This window comes from Pseudomonas fluorescens (assembly GCF_902497745.1).
GTDB classification, from domain to species: Bacteria; Pseudomonadota; Gammaproteobacteria; order Pseudomonadales; family Pseudomonadaceae; genus Aquipseudomonas; species Aquipseudomonas fluorescens_BM.
The window spans coordinates 41031-57160 of the sequence record NZ_CABVHJ010000027.1 but is presented as its reverse complement, the minus strand read 5'-3'; the positions used below and the strand labels follow the sequence as shown (position 1 = coordinate 57160).

The window sequence follows — 16130 nt, the reverse complement described above, 5'->3', positions numbered from 1 at the left end:
GATTCATGGAGATTGATCAGCAAATGCCTTTAAACTGCGCCCCATGATTAAAGATCCCTTTGCAAGACTTGGCCTGGACCGTGAAGTCCTGACCGTCAGCCAGCTCAACGGCCGCGCGCGGGTGTTGCTGGAAGACGTGTTCAGCAACATCTGGGTCGAAGGCGAAATCTCCAACCTCGCCCGCCCGGCGTCCGGCCACATCTATTTCACCCTCAAGGACAGCGGCGCGCAGGTGCGTTGCGCGTTGTTCCGGCAGAACGCGGCGCGCGTGCGTCAGGCGCTCAAGGACGGTCTGGCGGTGAAGGTGCGCGGCAAGGTCTCGTTGTTCGAGGGCCGTGGCGACTATCAGTTGATCCTCGACACCGTGGAGCCTGCCGGTGACGGCGCGCTGCGCCTGGCCTTCGATGCGCTGAAAGAAAAGCTCAGCGCCGAAGGCCTGTTCAGCGCCGAACGCAAAGTGCCGCTGCCGGCGCATCCGCAGCGCATCGGCATCATCAGCTCGCCGACCGGCGCGGTGATTCGCGACATCATCAGCGTGTTCCGCCGCCGTGCGCCGCAGGTGCAACTGACGCTGATCCCCACCGCCGTACAGGGCCGCGAAGCCACCGCACAAATCGTCCGCGCGCTGAAAATGGCCGATGCCCGTGGTTTCGATGCGTTGATCCTTGCCCGTGGCGGCGGTTCGCTGGAAGACCTATGGTGCTTCAACGAAGAAGCCGTGGCCCGCGCCGTCGATGCCTGCGTGACGCCGATTGTCAGCGCCGTTGGCCATGAAACCGATGTGTCGATCAGTGACTTTGTCGCTGACGTGCGCGCACCGACGCCGTCCGCTGCCGCTGAGTTGCTCGCGCCCGATTCCAGTCATCTGATCCGTCAAGTCGAAAGCCTGCATCGCCGTTTGGTGATGCGCATGCGTGATCGCTTGATGCGTGATCGCCTGCGCCTGGAAGGCATGGCCCGTCGTCTGCGTCATCCTGGTGAACGTCTGCGCCAGCAAGCGCAGCGTCTGGACGATCTCGATATGCGCATGCGTCGGGCGTTCGAACGTCACCTCAATACTCGCCGCGAACGCTTGATTCGCCTGGAAACCCGCCTCGCTGGGCAACATCCGGGGCGGCAGTTGGCAATGTTGCGTCAGCGCCTCGACAGCCTCGCCGAACGCCTGCCCCGCGCCATGCGTGAAGGCCTGAAAAACCGTCGCCTGCAACTGCACAGCCAGATGCAGACGCTGCACGTGGTCAGCCCGTTGGCAACGCTCGGTCGTGGCTACAGCATTCTGCTCGATGAGCGTGGCCACGCAATCCGCAACGCCGCCCAGACCCACACCGGCCAACGCCTCAAAGCCAAGCTCGGCGAAGGCGAACTGCAAGTGCGCGTCGAGGACAATCACCTGACGCCTGTCACCCTCTCTTTACTGGACTGATCCATGCCGCGTTTTCTGGCTCCATTGTTTCTGCTCTGTCTGACATTCAATGCCCACGCCGACAGCTACATCACCCGGCTACTGAACAAACCGGTGCCGGGCGGCGTCGCGGTGGTTGATCTGGGTACAGCCGCACAAGCACCGAAAGCCACCTATCAAGGCAAACCGGTGCTGGTGGTGAAAGAACAGAATAACTGGCTGGCGATTGTCGGCGTGCCGTTGACCGTAAAGCCGGGCGCGCAGCAGATCAGCAGTGGCGGGCGCAACTTGCCGTTCACCGTGGGTAACAAGAAGTACCCGGAACAGCGCATCACTCTGAAGAACAAACAGCAAGTAAACCCGGATCAGTCGAACCTCAAGCGCATCGAGGGCGAACTGGCCGAGCAGATCAAGGCGTATCGCAGCTTCAGCCCGAACACGCCGAGCAATCTACTGCTGGACAAACCGGTCAACGGGCCGCTGTCGAGCAAGTTTGGCGTGCGCCGTTTCTTCAATGGTGAAGAACGCAATCCCCACGCAGGCCTCGACTTCGCGGTGCCAGCGGGCACGCCGATCAAGACCCCGGCGGCGGGCAAGGTGATCCTCACCGGCAACTACTTCTTCAACGGCAACACCGTGTTTGTCGATCATGGCCAAGGCTTTATCAGCATGTTCTGCCATATGTCGAAGATTGATGTGAAGGTTGGCGATCAACTGGCGCGTGGCGCGGTGGTCGGCAAGGTTGGCATGACCGGCCGGGCGACCGGCCCGCACATGCACTGGAATGTCAGCCTGAATGATGCGCGGGTGGATCCGGCGATTTTCATTGGCGCGTTTCAGCCTTAAGACAGCCGATGGGCTGATGGCCCCTTCGCGAGCAAGCTCGCTCCCACATTGGATTGCGTTCACAACACAAATCCCTGTGGGAGCGAGCTTGCTCGCGAAGGCGGCCTATAGAGCGTTACTGAATTGCTATAAACCTCAATTGCGCCCCAATCAAACCTCGCGCAAATATCACAACGATCAGCGATCTCTAGCGCAATAAAATCCCGCAAAAACTCTCTTTCCGGGTATTCCTCTCAATTTTTTTCGACTGCTTGCCATCCTCTCCCCTCGCGGTTAGGGTTGAAGGCATGAAAACCTCTCACACCCTCATTCAGCTTCGCCAGCACCGCAGCCTGTGCCTCGTCAGCGCACGACTGCCAGGCTGAATCGCGGCACCTCGTCCCACGCTTTTCCCAGAACATTCGTAACACCGGCAGGCCGCCTCTTTTCGGCCCAGACAATAAGGAATTTCCCGATGAGCATGCTCAAAGATCCGTCTTCGAAATACCGCGCGTTTCCCGTCATCAACCTGCCGGATCGGACCTGGCCGTCGAAAACCATCGACACCGCGCCGATCTGGTGCAGCTCCGACCTGCGTGACGGCAACCAGTCGCTGATCGAGCCGATGGACGCGGTGAAGAAGCTGCGCTTCTGGAAAACCCTCGTGCAAGTCGGCGTGAAGGAAATCGAAGCATCGTTCCCGGCGGCTTCGCAAACCGACTTCGACTTCGTGCGCACCTTGATCGAAGAAGGCCACATCCCGGACGACACCACCATTCAGGTGCTGACCCAGGGCCGTGAAGACCTGATCGAACGCACCTTCGAATCCCTGCGCGGCGCGAAGAAAGCCATCGTTCACTTGTACAACGCCACCTCGCCTTCTTTCCGTCGCATCGTCTTCAACCAGGACAAGGACGGTATCAAGGCCATTGCCGTGAACGCGGCCAAGCTGTTCGTCAAATACGCGGCAATGCAGCCGGACACCGAGTGGACTTTCGAATACTCGCCGGAAACCTTCAGCGCCACCGAGCTGGAATTCGCCAAGGAAGTCTGTGATGCGGTGATCGAGGTGTGGAACCCGACGCCTGAGCACAAGATGATCCTCAACCTGCCGGCTACCGTTGAGTGCGCAACGCCGAACATCTACGCCGACCAGATCGAGTGGTTCGGCCGCAATATCAACCGTCGTGACAGCGTGATCATCAGCCTGCACACCCACAACGACCGTGGCACTGGCGTCGCCGCTACCGAGCTGGGCCTGATGGCTGGCGCCGATCGCGTCGAAGGCTGCCTGTTCGGCAACGGCGAGCGTACCGGTAACGTCGACCTCGTCACCGTCGCACTGAACATGTACACCCAGGGTCTCGACCCGCAGCTGGACTTCTCCGACATCGACGGCGTGCGCAAAGTCGTCGAAGAGTGCAACCAGATCCAGGTTCACCCACGTCACCCGTACGTTGGCGACCTGGTGCACACCGCGTTCTCCGGCTCGCACCAGGACGCGATCCGCAAAGGCTTCTCCCAGCAGAAACCCGATGCACTGTGGGAAGTGCCGTACTTGCCGATCGACCCAGCCGACATTGGCCGCAGCTACGAGGCGGTGATTCGCGTCAACAGCCAGTCGGGCAAGGGCGGCATCGCTTACTTGCTGGAGCAGGAATACGGCATTAGCCTGCCACGTCGCATGCAGATCGAGTTCAGCCAGGTGGTGCAGCGTGAAACCGACCGTCTCGGCCTGGAGATGACTGCCAAGCAAATCCACTCGCTGTTGATCAGCGAATACCTGCAAGCCAATACCCCGTACGCGCTGGTCAGCCATCGTCTGCAGGAAGAAAACGGCAACAGCGCCGTCGAAGTGGAAGTGGCGAGCAAAGGTCAGGGCGAAACCAACCTGCACTGGCGCGGCAAGGGCAACGGTGCGCTGGAAGCACTGGTCGCCGGCCTGCCGGTTCCGGTGGAAATCATGGACTACAACGAACACGCGATCGGCGCGGGCACCAACGCAAAAGCGGCGGCGTACATCGAGCTGCGGGTGAACGGCGAACGTGCGGTGCACGGCGTGGGTATCGATGAAAACATCACCACCGCCAGCTTCAAGGCCCTGTTCAGCGCGCTGAACCGCTCGCTGAGCCAGCCTGAGGCGAAAGCGGCGTAAGCCATCGCTGAAATGCAAAAGGCCCCGGAGTGTGAACTCCGGGGCCTTTTTTTGCCTGCAGGTTTTTGGCTGACTTTTATGGCCCCTTCGCGAGCAGGCTCGCTCCCACATTTGGAATGCATTTCCCTGTGGGAGCGAGCCTGCTCGCGAAGGCGTCCAGACAGGCGCTGCGAGTATCAGGTGAACTCGAATGTGTCGGCATCCAGATTCGCCGGAAAGCGCTCGCGATACGCCGCCAGTGGCGCGGCTTCCAGCACGACCTTGAACACACCATCGGCCTCCCCCGCCGCCAGCAAGGTTTCACCCTGGAAATCCAGCACTTGACTGTCACCGGTATACGCAAAACCTTTACCGTCGGTGCCAACGCGATTCACCGCCGCCACATAGCAAAGGTTTTCGATCGCTCGTGCCGGCAACAAACGATTCCAGTGCAACCGTCGCGCACCCGGCCAATTGGCGGTGTACAGCAGCAGATCCGTATCTTGCGCATCGCGACTCCACACCGGGAAACGCAGGTCGTAACAAATCAGCGGACGGATCCGCCAGCCCTTGAGTTCGAACTGCACCTGGCGTTCGCCGGGAGTGTAGTGGTTGTGCTCGCCGGCCATGCGGAACAAGTGACGCTTGTCGTAATGCAGCACTTCACCGTCCGGCCGCGCCCACAACAGGCGATTGCGATGGCTGCCGTCGGCGGCCTGAATGATCACACTGCCGGTGATCACGGCATCGAGCTTCGCCGCCTGAACCCGCAGCCACTTGCTGGTCGGGCCGTTCTCGACTTCGGCAAGTGTTTCCGATTCCATGGAGAAACCGGTGGTGAACATTTCCGGCAGGATGATCAGATCCGCGCCCTGCGCCTGTTCCAGCAACACCTCGAAATGCTCGAAATTGGCCTGACGGTCATGCCAGGCCAGACTGGTCTGAATCAGCGCCAGGTTGAGATCGGGTAAAGCACTCAGATCACGCATAGTTTCGCCGCCGCTTCACGCAGCGTCTCCTCGCGTTTGGCAAAGCACAGACGCACGAGGCGCTGGCCTTGCGGTGGATTCTGGTAAAACACCGACACCGGGATACTCGCCACGCCGTGTTCACGGGTCATCCACATGGCCATCTCGACGTCGTTCAGGTCAGGACGGATTTGCGAGTAATCGACCAGTTGAAAGTAGGTGCCGGTGACACGCTTGAAGGTGAAGCGCGACGGCGTCAACAGATCACAGAACAGGTCGCGCTTGGCCTGATAGAAGCCCGGCAGCTCTTCGACATGTTCCGGGTGCTCGGCCATGTAATCGGCCAGGGCATATTGCAGCGGAGTGACACCGCAGAAACTGACGTACTGGTGGACTTTGCGCAGTTCGGCCGTCAGCGCTGGCGGCGCGACGACGTAGCCGGTCTTCCAGCCGGTGACGTGATAGGTCTTGCCGAACGAGCTGACCACGAACGCGCGCTGATACAGCTCTTCATGGACGAGCACGCTGACGTGCGGCACGCCGTCGAACACCAGGTGTTCATAGACTTCGTCGCTGATCAGGTAGATGTCGCGATCGCGGATCAGCGCCGCCAGTTGATCGAGTTCGGCACGACTGATCAGCGCGCCGCTGGGGTTGTGCGGGGTATTGATGACGATCATTTTCGTGCGCGGACTCAGGGCCGCGGCGAGCTGATCGAAATCGATGGAGAAATCGTTCGGGTTCAACTGCACATGCACGCAGCGACCACCCGCCAACTCCGTGGCCGGCTCGTAGCTGTCGTAGCACGGGTCGAACACGATGACTTCATCGCCGCTGTGAATAACCGCCTGAATCGCACAGAAGATCGCCTGGGTAGCGCCCGGTGTGACCGTCACTTCGCTGTCGGCATTGACCTGCACGCCATAGCTTCGAGCGATTTTCGCCGCAATCTGTTCGCGCAGCGCCGGCAGCCCGGTCATCGGCGAATACTGGTTGTGGCCACTGGCAATATGCCGACCGACTGCATCGCGCAACGACTGCGGGCCGTCAAAATCAGGAAAACCCTGGGACAGGTTGATCGCGCCGGTTTGCGCGGCGAGCTGAGACATCTGCGTGAAAATAGTGATGCCGACATTCGGCAGCTTGCTGGTGATCATCGGGGTTCCCTGCTCAACACCCGGCTCTGACGACGGCGCGGGAGAGCCCGAGGATAGCCCATCCGGCGCCCATAAAAAAAGGGCGCTCTGGTGAGCGCCCTTTCTTATCGCCGAACCCTGTAGGAGCTGCCGAAGGCTGCGATCCTTTGATCTTGTCTTTAAAGCAAAATCAAAAGATCGCAGCCTGCGGCAGCTCCTACACGAAGTGATAAATCACTTCTTGTCGCGGCGCTTCTTGTCGGCTTTCTTGTGGTGCGACATCAAGCGACGCTTCTTGTTGACCTGGCGGTCGGTCAGCGTGGTCTTGTTGCCTTCGTACGGGTTCTCGCCGCCCTTAAACTCGATGCGGATCGGCGTACCGACCAGCTTCAGTACACGGCGGTAAGTGTTCTCCAGATAGCGCACATACGACTTCGGCACTTTCTCGATCTGGTTACCGTGGATCACGATGATCGGCGGGTTGGCACCACCCAAGTGGGCATAACGCAGCTTGATCCGGCGGTTGTTGACCATCGGTGGCGCATGCTCGCCCACCGCGTCTTCGAGAATCTGGGTCAGACGGTTGGTCGGCCAGCGGGTGACCGCCGACTTGAACGAGTTCTGTACGGAGGCGTAGAGGTTACCCACGCCAGTGCCGTGCAGGGCCGAGATGAAGTGGATGTCAGCGTAATCAACGAAGAACAGACGACGTTGCAGCTCGACTTTGACATAGTCGCGCTCGCTCGGCGTCATGCCGTCCCACTTGTTGATCGCGATCACCAGCGCACGACCCGACTCAATGGCGAAGCCCAGCAGGTTGAGGTCGTGATCGACCACACCTTCGCGCGCATCCATCACGAAGATCACCACGTTGGCGTCTTTGATCGCCTGCAGGGTTTTGACCACGGAGAATTTTTCGACTTCTTCGTGGATCTTGCCGCGCTTGCGCACACCGGCGGTGTCGATCAGCGTGTACTTCTCTTCATTGCGTTCGAACGGAATGTAGATACTGTCGCGCGTGGTGCCGGGTTGGTCGTAGACGATTACGCGGTCTTCACCGAGCATGCGGTTGACCAGCGTCGATTTGCCGACGTTCGGACGGCCGATGATGGCGATCTTGATCCCGTCTTTTTCGCTTGGGCCGGGAATGCGCTTGGCTTCCTCGCCTTCGGCAACGATCTCTTCTTCGCCTTCTTCCGGCTCTTCTGCGTCTTTGGGGAAATCACCCAAGGCGATTTCCAGCATCTGGGTGATGCCGCGACCGTGAGCACCGGCGATCGGGATCGCGTGGCCCATGCCCAGAGGGGCGAATTCAGCGCGGGCCATTTCCGGGTCGATGTTGTCGACCTTGTTGGCCACCACGTAGGAACGCTTGTTACGTTTGCGCAGGTGTTCAGCGATCATCTGGTCGGCGGCGGTGAAACCGGCCTTGGCATCTACCAGGAACAGCACAACGTCTGCTTCTTCAATGGCCAGCAGCGACTGCTCGGCCATTTTTTCGTCCATACCGTGCTCGTCACCGGAGATACCACCGGTGTCGACCAGAATGTAGGAACGCCCTTGCCACTTGGCCTCACCGTACTGGCGATCACGGGTCAGACCGGACAAGTCGCCGACGATGGCGTCGCGAGTCCTGGTCAGGCGGTTGAACAAGGTGGACTTGCCGACGTTCGGTCGGCCCACCAGGGCGATTACGGGAACCATGCGGCTCTCCACTTCGTTATTTCAGAAAATACAAAAGCCGCTGCGAGGCAGCGGCTGGTGCTCGGGGCAACACTGTGGGTGCTTTCTGTGGGAGCGAGCCTGCTCGCGAAAAACGCCAAGGCACCGCGTTTATTCAGGCCGTCTGCGTAATCGTTGAAGCCCATCGCGAGCAGGCTCGCTCCCACATTCATACTCACAAGTGAAGCTGCCTGGGGGTGTTAACCCCAAGCATAGTTGTTACTTGATGGTCAGGGCTTCCAGTTTGCCGCTGTTGCCATATACATAAATCGTGTCACCCACCACCAGCGGACGGGCACGCAGGCCGTCGCTGTCGATGCGCTCACGGCCGACGAAACGACCGTCAACCTGACTCAGCAGGTGCAGATAACCTTCCAGGTCACCCACTGCAACATAGCTGGAGAACACTTCCGGAGCCGACAGTTGACGGCGAGCCAGCGAATCGTTGCTCCACAATGCAGTGGTAGAACGCTCGTCGACGCCTTCAACGGTGCCCGAAGACAGGCTCACGTAGACACTGCCGAAACCCTGAGCGATACCGGCGTAGCTCGACGCATCGCGCTGCCAGAGTTGACGACCGCTTTCCAGGTCCAGTGCCGCCACGCGACCCTGATAGCTGGCCACGTACAAAGTACCGCCGGACAGCAGCAGACCACCGTCGATGTCGACCACGCGCTCCAGCTCCGAACGACCTTGTGGGATCGCAATGCGTTGTTCCCACACCGGCACGCCGTTGGAAATGTCCAGAGCGACCACTTTACCGGTCGACAGGCCAGCCACCGCGAGGCGGTTGGTGACCAGCGGGGCACTGGTGCCGCGCAAGGTCAGTACGGCAGGCGTACTGTCATATACCCAGCGCTGGGTACCGGTGGACGCATCCAGACCGATCAGACGATCGTCCTGAGTCTGCACCACCACTACGTCGCCGTTGTTGGCCGGCGGCGCGAGAACTTCGCTGTTGACGCGTGCACGCCATTTCTCTTCACCGTTGCTGGTGTCCAGAGCAACAACTTCACCGCGCAGGGTGCCGATCAGAACCAGCCCGTAGCCAACGCCGACAGCACCGGAGACAGGCAGATCAAGATCCTGCTTCCATTTTACGTCGCCATTGCCGCGATCCATGGCCATCACCACGCCGGTCACATCGGCGGCGTAGATGGTGTCTCCGTCGATCGCCGGCACCAGCATGTTGTAGGTTTCGCCCTGACCGTCACCGATCGAACGACTCCACTGCTTGTGCAGAACCACTTCCTCTTTGAAGTCGGTCAGTTCAGCCGGTGGCAATTCTTTCTTGCTGTTGCTGCTGCAACCCGCGGCCAGAAGGGCCAGAGCCAGCAATGCTGCATGCTTCCAACGGATCACGTCACGCATCCCCTTTGGCCAGGTCGTCGAGCTTGATTTGAAGGCCACCGACCGCCGCTTCATCCGACAGTGCCGCCTTGGCTTTTTGATACGCCTTGTTCGCGTCATCGGTACGGCCCAGCTGTACCAGCAGGTCGCCCTTGAGTTCTTCGCGAGTGGCCAGGAACGCTTTGTCGGCATCGCCGTCGAGCAATTTCAGGGCATCGTCAGCCTTGTTCTGCGCGCCGAGTACCTGCGCCAGACGCTGACGGGCGATTTCGCCCAGCGCCGGGTTGGCCGGTTTGTCGACGATGGCTTTCAGTTCGGTCGCGGCGTCATCCAGCTTGCCGCTGTCGACCGCCACTTTGGCCACGAACAGGCTGCCGTACTGCGCGTAGGCAGAACCGCCGAACTCGCTGTTGAGCTTGCCGGCCAGGTCCGCAACGCGGGCAGCATCAGGCTTGCCATCAGGCGTCAGCGTGGTTTCCAGCAATTGCTGATAGAGCACCGAGGCGCCTTGCGACTGGTTGCTCTGATACTTGTGATAAGCCTGCCAGCCGAACACGATGACCAGCGCCAACAGGCCGCCGGTGACCAGAGGTTTGCCGTTGCGTGTCCACCAGTCCTTCAAATCCGCCAACTGTTCGTCTTCGGTACTCGACACCCCAATACTCCTTAATCGCTAAATCGGCTGTTTGGACAGCTTCAACCCTGCACGACGCAGGTGGCCAGGTGAGCGGCGAGCGCATCCCAGGCAATGCTTTGTTGTTCGCCCTGGCCACGCAGGGGTTTGAAACCTACCACTTGCTGGGCCATTTCGTCGTCACCGAGGATCAGTGCGTACAACGCACCGCTCTTGTCGGCCTTCTTGAACTGGCTTTTGAAGCTGCCGGCGCCGGCATTGACTTGCAGACGCAGGTTTGGAAGTTGATCACGAACACGTTCAGCCAGAGCCAGACCAGCCAGCTCGGCTTCTTCACCGAAGGCGCAGAGGTAGACGTCGACCTGCCGGGAGATTTCTTCCGGGATCTGCTCGAGGGTTTCCAGCATCAAAACCAGACGCTCGATGCCCATGGCGAAACCAACGCCGGTGGTCGGCTTGCCGCCCATCTGCTCGACCAGACCGTCGTAACGACCGCCCGCGCAAACAGTGCCCTGGGCGCCGAGCTTGTCGGTGACCCATTCGAAAACGGTTTTGCTGTAGTAATCGAGACCACGCACCAGCTTCGGGTTGAGCACGTAAGGAATGCCGACGGCATCCAGACGGGCCTTCAGCCCTTCAAAGTGCGCACGGGACTCATCGTCGAGGTAGTCGGCCATTTTCGGCGCATCGACCAGTACCGCCTGAGTGTCGGCATTTTTCGTGTCGAGCACGCGCAACGGGTTGGTTTTCAGGCGACGCTGGCTGTCTTCGTCAAGCTTGTCGTGGTGCGCCGAGAGGTACTCGACCAGCGCTTCACGATAGCGACCACGGGACTCGCTGGTGCCGAGGCTGTTGAGTTCGAGTTTGACTGCATCACGAATGCCCAGCTCACCCCACAGGCGCCAGGTCATGGTGATCAGCTCGGCGTCGATGTCCGGACCGTCGAGGTTGAAGACTTCCAGACCGATCTGGTGGAACTGGCGATAACGGCCTTTCTGCGGACGCTCGTGGCGGAACATCGGGCCGATGTACCAGAGCTTCTGCACCTGGCCACCGCCGGTGATGCCGTGTTCAAGCACAGCACGCACGCACGCCGCGGTGCCTTCCGGACGCAGGGTCAGGGAGTCACCGTTACGGTCTTCGAAGGTGTACATCTCTTTTTCGACGATGTCGGTCACTTCACCGATCGAGCGCTTGAACAGCTCGGTGAACTCGACGATCGGCATGCGGATCTGCTTGTAACCGTAGTTATCCAGCAGACGCGCGACGGTGCCCTCGAAATAACGCCACAGCGGGGTCTGTTCGGGCAGGATGTCGTTCATGCCACGAATGGCTTGCAGAGACTTGCTCACTTTAAATCCTTAAATTCGTTCGGCGTTCAGTCAGGCTCAGCCGCGCGCAATAACGGCAGCGTCAGCTTCGACCTTTTCGGCCGCTTTCTGGCGGATCAGCTTTTCCAGCTCGTCCACCAGATTGTCATTCGTCAGTTTCTGCGACGGCTTGCCGTCGATGTAAATCAGGTTTGGCGTGCCGCCGGTCAAGCCGATATGGGCTTCCTTGGCTTCGCCGGGGCCGTTGACCACACAACCGATCACCGCGACATCCAGCGGCACCAGCAGGTCTTCAAGTCGCCCTTCCAGCTCGTTCATGGTTTTCACCACATCGAAGTTCTGCCGCGAGCAACTCGGGCAGGCGATGAAGTTGATGCCACGGGAACGCAGATGCAAAGACTTGAGAATGTCGTAACCGACCTTCACTTCCTCAACCGGATCGGCCGCCAGCGAGATGCGGATGGTATCGCCAATCCCCTCGGCGAGCAGCATACCTAGGCCCACGGCGGATTTCACTGTGCCCGAACGCAATCCACCGGCTTCGGTGATGCCCAAGTGCAGCGGCTGAACGATTTCTTTCGCCAGCAAGCGGTAGGCTTCGACGGCCATGAACACGTCGGAGGCCTTAACGCTGACCTTGAAGTCCTGGAAATTCAGGCGCTCAAGGTGTTCAACGTGGCGCAGGGCCGATTCGACCAGCGCGGCCGGTGTCGGCTCGCCGTATTTCTTTTGCAGGTCTTTTTCCAGGGAACCGGCGTTGACGCCGATGCGGATCGGGATGCCGCGATCACGCGCTGCATCGACCACCGCGCGAACACGGTCTTCACGACCGATGTTGCCTGGGTTGATACGCAGGCAGTCCACGCCCAGTTCGGCCACGCGCAGAGCGATCTTGTAGTCGAAGTGGATGTCGGCAACCAGCGGCACCTTGACCAATTGCTTGATCTTGCCGAACGCCTCGGCGGCGTCCATGTCCGGTACCGAAACGCGAACGATATCGACGCCAGCGGCTTCCAGACGGTTGATTTGCGCAACAGTGGCGGCCACGTCATTGGTGTCGCTGTTGGTCATGCTCTGCACCGCGATCGGCGCATCGCCGCCCACCGGTACGTTGCCGACCCAGATCTTGCGCGAAACGCGACGTTTGATTGGAGATTCGCCGTGCATGACTTATTGACCCAACTTCAGGCGAGCAGTCTCGCCACTGGTGAACGGAGCGATATCGACCGGCTGGCCGTTGTAGCTGACCTGTGCGGCGCGGGCAACACCCAGACGTACGTTAAGCGGCGGCTTGCCGGAAACGGTGACGCTATCGCCTTTATGCTTGAGACCACTGAAGATCACTTTGCCACGACCGTCGGTCACTTGTGCCCAGCAATCGGCGCTGAACTGCAGCTGGACCTGACCGTCGCCAGCAACCGGAGCGGCCGCTTCTGTGGTGGCTGCCGGTGCAGCAGGAACCACTGGAGCGGTAACGGTTGGCGCTGGAGTAGCAGGAACGGTTGGCGCAGGAGTGGCCGGATTGGCGACAACCGGGGCTGGCGTATGAACCGGGGCGGTCGGCGTTACAGCCGGTGCAACCGGTGCAGTTGGAGCGGTTGCCGGGGAGGCCGCTTCGGCGCCAGACGATTCAGCGGTAGTTTCAGACTGAGGCAGTGCCAGCGCTGTAGAAGTATCGGCCTGATTCTCTTCGACAGCCTGATCTTCCGGCTCATCGATCGGATGAATCTGGGTGGTGCCGTCAGCACCTTCGACTTCAACGTGCTCAGGCGCCAGAGTAGCCAGATCCTTGGTACGCAGCGACGTCTGATCCTGCCACCAGACGAAACCGCCGCCGATGACCGCGATCAGCAACAGCAGGCTGACGATACGCAAAATGGTGTGGGAAACCCGCACCGGCTCTTCGATACGGCCAAGGGCATGAACGTTGCTGCCTTGGGAATCGGTGCCGGTGGACTGGTCGAATTGCTGAACCAGAACGGTCTGGTCCATGCCGAGCAATTTGGCATAAGCGCGAATGTAACCGCGAGCGAAGGTATGCCCCGGCAGCTTGTCGAAAGCGCCGGCTTCAAGATTGCTCAGGGAAGTCACGGTGAGGTTGAGCTTGAGAGCCACTTCGGCCAGCGACCAGCCATTGCTTTCGCGGGCCTGGCGCAGGGTCTCACCGGGGTTAACGCGATTCGCTGCTACAACTTCGGGATGCGCCGCTTTCATCATTGCTCCGACAGGTATTGCTGATATTCCGGCGTACCGGGATAGAGTCGTTTTAATTGCAGGCCATAACTGGCGGCCTTGTCGCGATCTTCAAACACTTTTGCCAGCCGAACGCCGAGCAATAGACTACGTGCATTTTGTTCGGTCAGCAGGCTGAAACGGTCGTAATAGTCACGCGCGGGCACATAATGCCTGTCTTCGAAGGACAACTCAGCCATTTCCAGCAATGCGCGCGGTTGTTGGCGATTCAAGCGCAGTGCCTTTTCCAGCTGTTGCTGCGCCAGATCCCGCTGACCGAGCTTTGCGGCCGTCATGCCGAGGTTCTCGAACACACGCGAACGCTCAGGATACAGGGTATCGGCGGCGGCCTGTTCAAAACGCTCGTAGGCTTCTTTATAACGCTGTTGTTCGTAGAGAAAACTGCCGTAGTTGTTGAGGATGCGCGCATCGGCGGGACGGGAGGACAAGGCCTTGCGGAAGTGTTCGTCGGCCAGTTCCGGTTCCATTTCGGACTGAAACACCAAGCCGAGGGCCGCGTTGGCGTCAGGATCGGAACCGTCGATTTCCAGCGCCTTCTTCAGCGGCACCTTGGCCCGCTCGCTCATGCCTTGCTGCAAGTACCCCAGCCCCAACTGCACGTAGGCAGCCCGCGCTTCATCACGGCCCTTGCTGGTCTTCATCGGGTTGTAGTCACCCGACAGGACACAACCAGCACACAGGCTGGCCAACAGCAACAGCAGCGCAAAGCGCAGGGACATAGAGATCCTCTCTTAGTTAGTGTTCGCGGCGTTCTGTGCCAGATCGCTGTCGGCGCTCAACTCACGCACGGCGATGTAACGTTCGCTGCGACGGGTGCGATCCAGCACCTGCCCTACCAATTGACCACATGCGGCGTCGATGTCTTCACCACGGGTGGTGCGGACAGTGACGTTGAAACCGGCCTGATGCAACTGATCCTGGAAACGACGGATCGCGTTGTTGCTCGGGCGCTCGTACCCGGAATGCGGGAACGGGTTGAACGGAATCAGGTTGATCTTGCACGGAATGTTCTTCAGCAGCTCGATCATCTCAACGGCGTGCTCGACCTTGTCGTTGATGTCCTTGAGCAAGGTGTACTCGATGGTCAGCACACGTTTCTCGCCAAGGGCGGACATATAGCGCTGGCACGACTCGAGCAGCATCTTAAGCGGATACTTCTTGTTGATCGGCACCAATTGGTTACGCAATGCGTCATTCGGTGCGTGCAGGGACAACGCCAGGGAAACGTCGATGTGCTTGGCCAGCTCATCGATCATCGGCACCACACCCGAGGTGGACAGGGTCACGCGGCGCTTGGAGATCCCGTAGCCGAGGTCATCCATCATCAGATGCATGGCGGCGACGACGTTGTCGAAGTTCAGCAGCGGCTCACCCATGCCCATCATCACCACGTTGGTGATGGCACGGTCGACGGTTGCCGGGACACTGCCAAAAGATTTGTTGGCAATCCACACCTGACCGATGACTTCGGCGGCGGTGAGGTTGCTGTTGAAGCCTTGCTTGCCGGTGGAGCAGAAACTGCAATCCAGGGCACAGCCTGCCTGGGACGAAACGCACAGAGTGCCGCGTTTGCCCTGGGGAATGTACACGGTCTCGACGCAGCTGCCGGACGCCACGCGCACCACCCACTTACGGGTGCCGTCGCTGGAGATGTCCTCGCTGACCACTTCCGGACCACGGACCTCAGCAATAGCCTTGAGCTTGTCGCGCAAGGCCTTGCTGACGTTCGTCATGGCGTCGAAATCATCGACGCCAAAGTGGTGAATCCATTTCATTACCTGACCGGCACGGAAACGCTTCTCCCCGATTGAGTCGAAGAATTTTTCCATTTCCTGTTGAGTCAGACCCAGCAGGTTGGTTTTTACAGTCGATGTAGTCATGGATTCACCTTCACTCTTAAGCCAATGCTTAGCGAGTGGTTACTTCAGTAGCTGCGAAGAAGTACGAGATTTCACGAGCAGCTGCGGCTTCGGAGTCCGAACCGTGAACAGCGTTGGCGTCGATGGAATCAGCGAAGTCAGCGCGGATGGTACCGGCAGCAGCTTCTTTAGGGTTGGTAGCGCCCATCAGCTCACGGTTCAGAGCGATAGCGTTTTCGCCTTCCAGAACCTGAACAACAACAGGACCGGAGATCATGAAAGCAACCAGGTCGCCGAAGAAACCACGAGCGCTGTGCTCAGCGTAGAAGCCTTCAGCTTCAGCTTTGGACAGTTGCTTCAGTTTCGAAGCTACAACGCGCAGGCCGGCTTTTTCGAAACGAGTGGTGATTTCGCCGATGACGTTTTTTGCAACAGCGTCAGGCTTGATGATGGAGAAAGTGCGTTGAACAGCCATGGTGTAACTCCAGAAACGGTAATTTGCGAAAAATTAAACCC

The 16130-nt window shown here is 59.6% G+C and carries 14 protein-coding genes; 3 read left to right on the top strand and 11 right to left on the bottom strand.

What is annotated here, in order from left to right; translation table 11 throughout:
* Positions 1-43 precede the first annotated feature (43 nt).
* From xseA to leuA, 3 genes are all read left to right on the top strand, one after another.
* Positions 44-1423 (top strand): exodeoxyribonuclease VII large subunit, encoded by a 1380-nt coding sequence (xseA, locus tag F8N44_RS28800; RefSeq protein WP_016984362.1) that lies wholly within the window; start codon positions 44-46, stop codon positions 1421-1423.
* A gap of 3 nt (positions 1424-1426) precedes the next feature.
* Complete coding sequence (locus F8N44_RS28795) at positions 1427-2248, top strand: M23 family metallopeptidase (protein ID WP_150652703.1); 822 nt, start codon at positions 1427-1429, stop codon at positions 2246-2248.
* Positions 2249-2702: 454 nt separating this feature from the next.
* Positions 2703-4382: a 2-isopropylmalate synthase gene (gene leuA / locus F8N44_RS28785; RefSeq protein ID WP_016984364.1), complete on the top strand. Its 1680-nt coding sequence runs from the start codon at positions 2703-2705 to the stop codon at positions 4380-4382.
* 176 nt (positions 4383-4558) lie between these two features.
* Here the strand turns inward: leuA and F8N44_RS28780 are convergent, their stop codons facing one another.
* The 11 genes from F8N44_RS28780 to ndk form a co-directional block, all read right to left on the bottom strand.
* Positions 4559-5350 carry an amidohydrolase gene (locus tag F8N44_RS28780; protein ID WP_150652702.1) on the bottom strand — a complete coding sequence of 264 codons (792 nt, stop codon included), beginning with the start codon at positions 5348-5350 and terminating at the stop codon, positions 4559-4561.
* The gene (locus F8N44_RS28775) at positions 5338-6486 is read right to left on the bottom strand and encodes a pyridoxal phosphate-dependent aminotransferase (RefSeq protein WP_150652701.1); all 1149 of its coding nucleotides are present in this window, start codon (positions 6484-6486) and stop codon (positions 5338-5340) included. The genes F8N44_RS28780 and F8N44_RS28775 overlap by 13 nt, the downstream gene beginning before the upstream one ends.
* Positions 6487-6699: 213 nt before the next feature.
* Positions 6700-8169 carry a ribosome biogenesis GTPase Der gene (der, locus tag F8N44_RS28770; protein WP_034156263.1) on the bottom strand — a complete coding sequence of 490 codons (1470 nt, stop codon included), beginning with the start codon at positions 8167-8169 and terminating at the stop codon, positions 6700-6702.
* Positions 8170-8406: 237 nt separating this feature from the next.
* Entirely contained in the window at positions 8407-9558 is a 1152-nt protein-coding gene (gene bamB, locus F8N44_RS28760) for an outer membrane protein assembly factor BamB (protein ID WP_034156262.1), read from the bottom strand.
* Positions 9551-10192 carry a YfgM family protein gene (locus F8N44_RS28755; RefSeq protein ID WP_122599078.1) on the bottom strand — a complete coding sequence of 214 codons (642 nt, stop codon included), beginning with the start codon at positions 10190-10192 and terminating at the stop codon, positions 9551-9553. The genes bamB and F8N44_RS28755 overlap by 8 nt, the downstream gene beginning before the upstream one ends.
* Before the next feature lie 41 nt (positions 10193-10233).
* A complete protein-coding gene (hisS, locus tag F8N44_RS28750; RefSeq protein WP_016984369.1) occupies positions 10234-11523 on the bottom strand; it encodes a histidine--tRNA ligase in 1290 nt (429 codons plus the stop codon).
* Positions 11524-11559: 36 nt separating this feature from the next.
* A complete protein-coding gene (ispG, locus tag F8N44_RS28745; protein ID WP_003227888.1) occupies positions 11560-12669 on the bottom strand; it encodes a flavodoxin-dependent (E)-4-hydroxy-3-methylbut-2-enyl-diphosphate synthase in 1110 nt (369 codons plus the stop codon).
* Positions 12670-12672: 3 nt separating this feature from the next.
* Positions 12673-13716, bottom strand: coding sequence for a helix-turn-helix domain-containing protein (locus F8N44_RS28740; protein ID WP_150652699.1), 1044 nt, complete (start codon positions 13714-13716; stop codon positions 12673-12675).
* On the bottom strand, positions 13716-14474 hold the full coding sequence (pilW, locus tag F8N44_RS28735; RefSeq protein WP_016984372.1) for a type IV pilus biogenesis/stability protein PilW: 759 nt from the start codon (positions 14472-14474) through the stop codon (positions 13716-13718). Before pilW ends, F8N44_RS28740 begins: the two co-directional genes overlap by 1 nt.
* Before the next feature lie 12 nt (positions 14475-14486).
* Positions 14487-15635 carry a 23S rRNA (adenine(2503)-C(2))-methyltransferase RlmN gene (rlmN, locus tag F8N44_RS28730; RefSeq protein ID WP_016984373.1) on the bottom strand — a complete coding sequence of 383 codons (1149 nt, stop codon included), beginning with the start codon at positions 15633-15635 and terminating at the stop codon, positions 14487-14489.
* A 28-nt stretch (positions 15636-15663) separates the two neighbouring features.
* Positions 15664-16089 (bottom strand): nucleoside-diphosphate kinase, encoded by a 426-nt coding sequence (gene ndk / locus F8N44_RS28725; RefSeq protein WP_007916882.1) that lies wholly within the window; start codon positions 16087-16089, stop codon positions 15664-15666.
* Positions 16090-16130 lie beyond the last annotated feature (41 nt).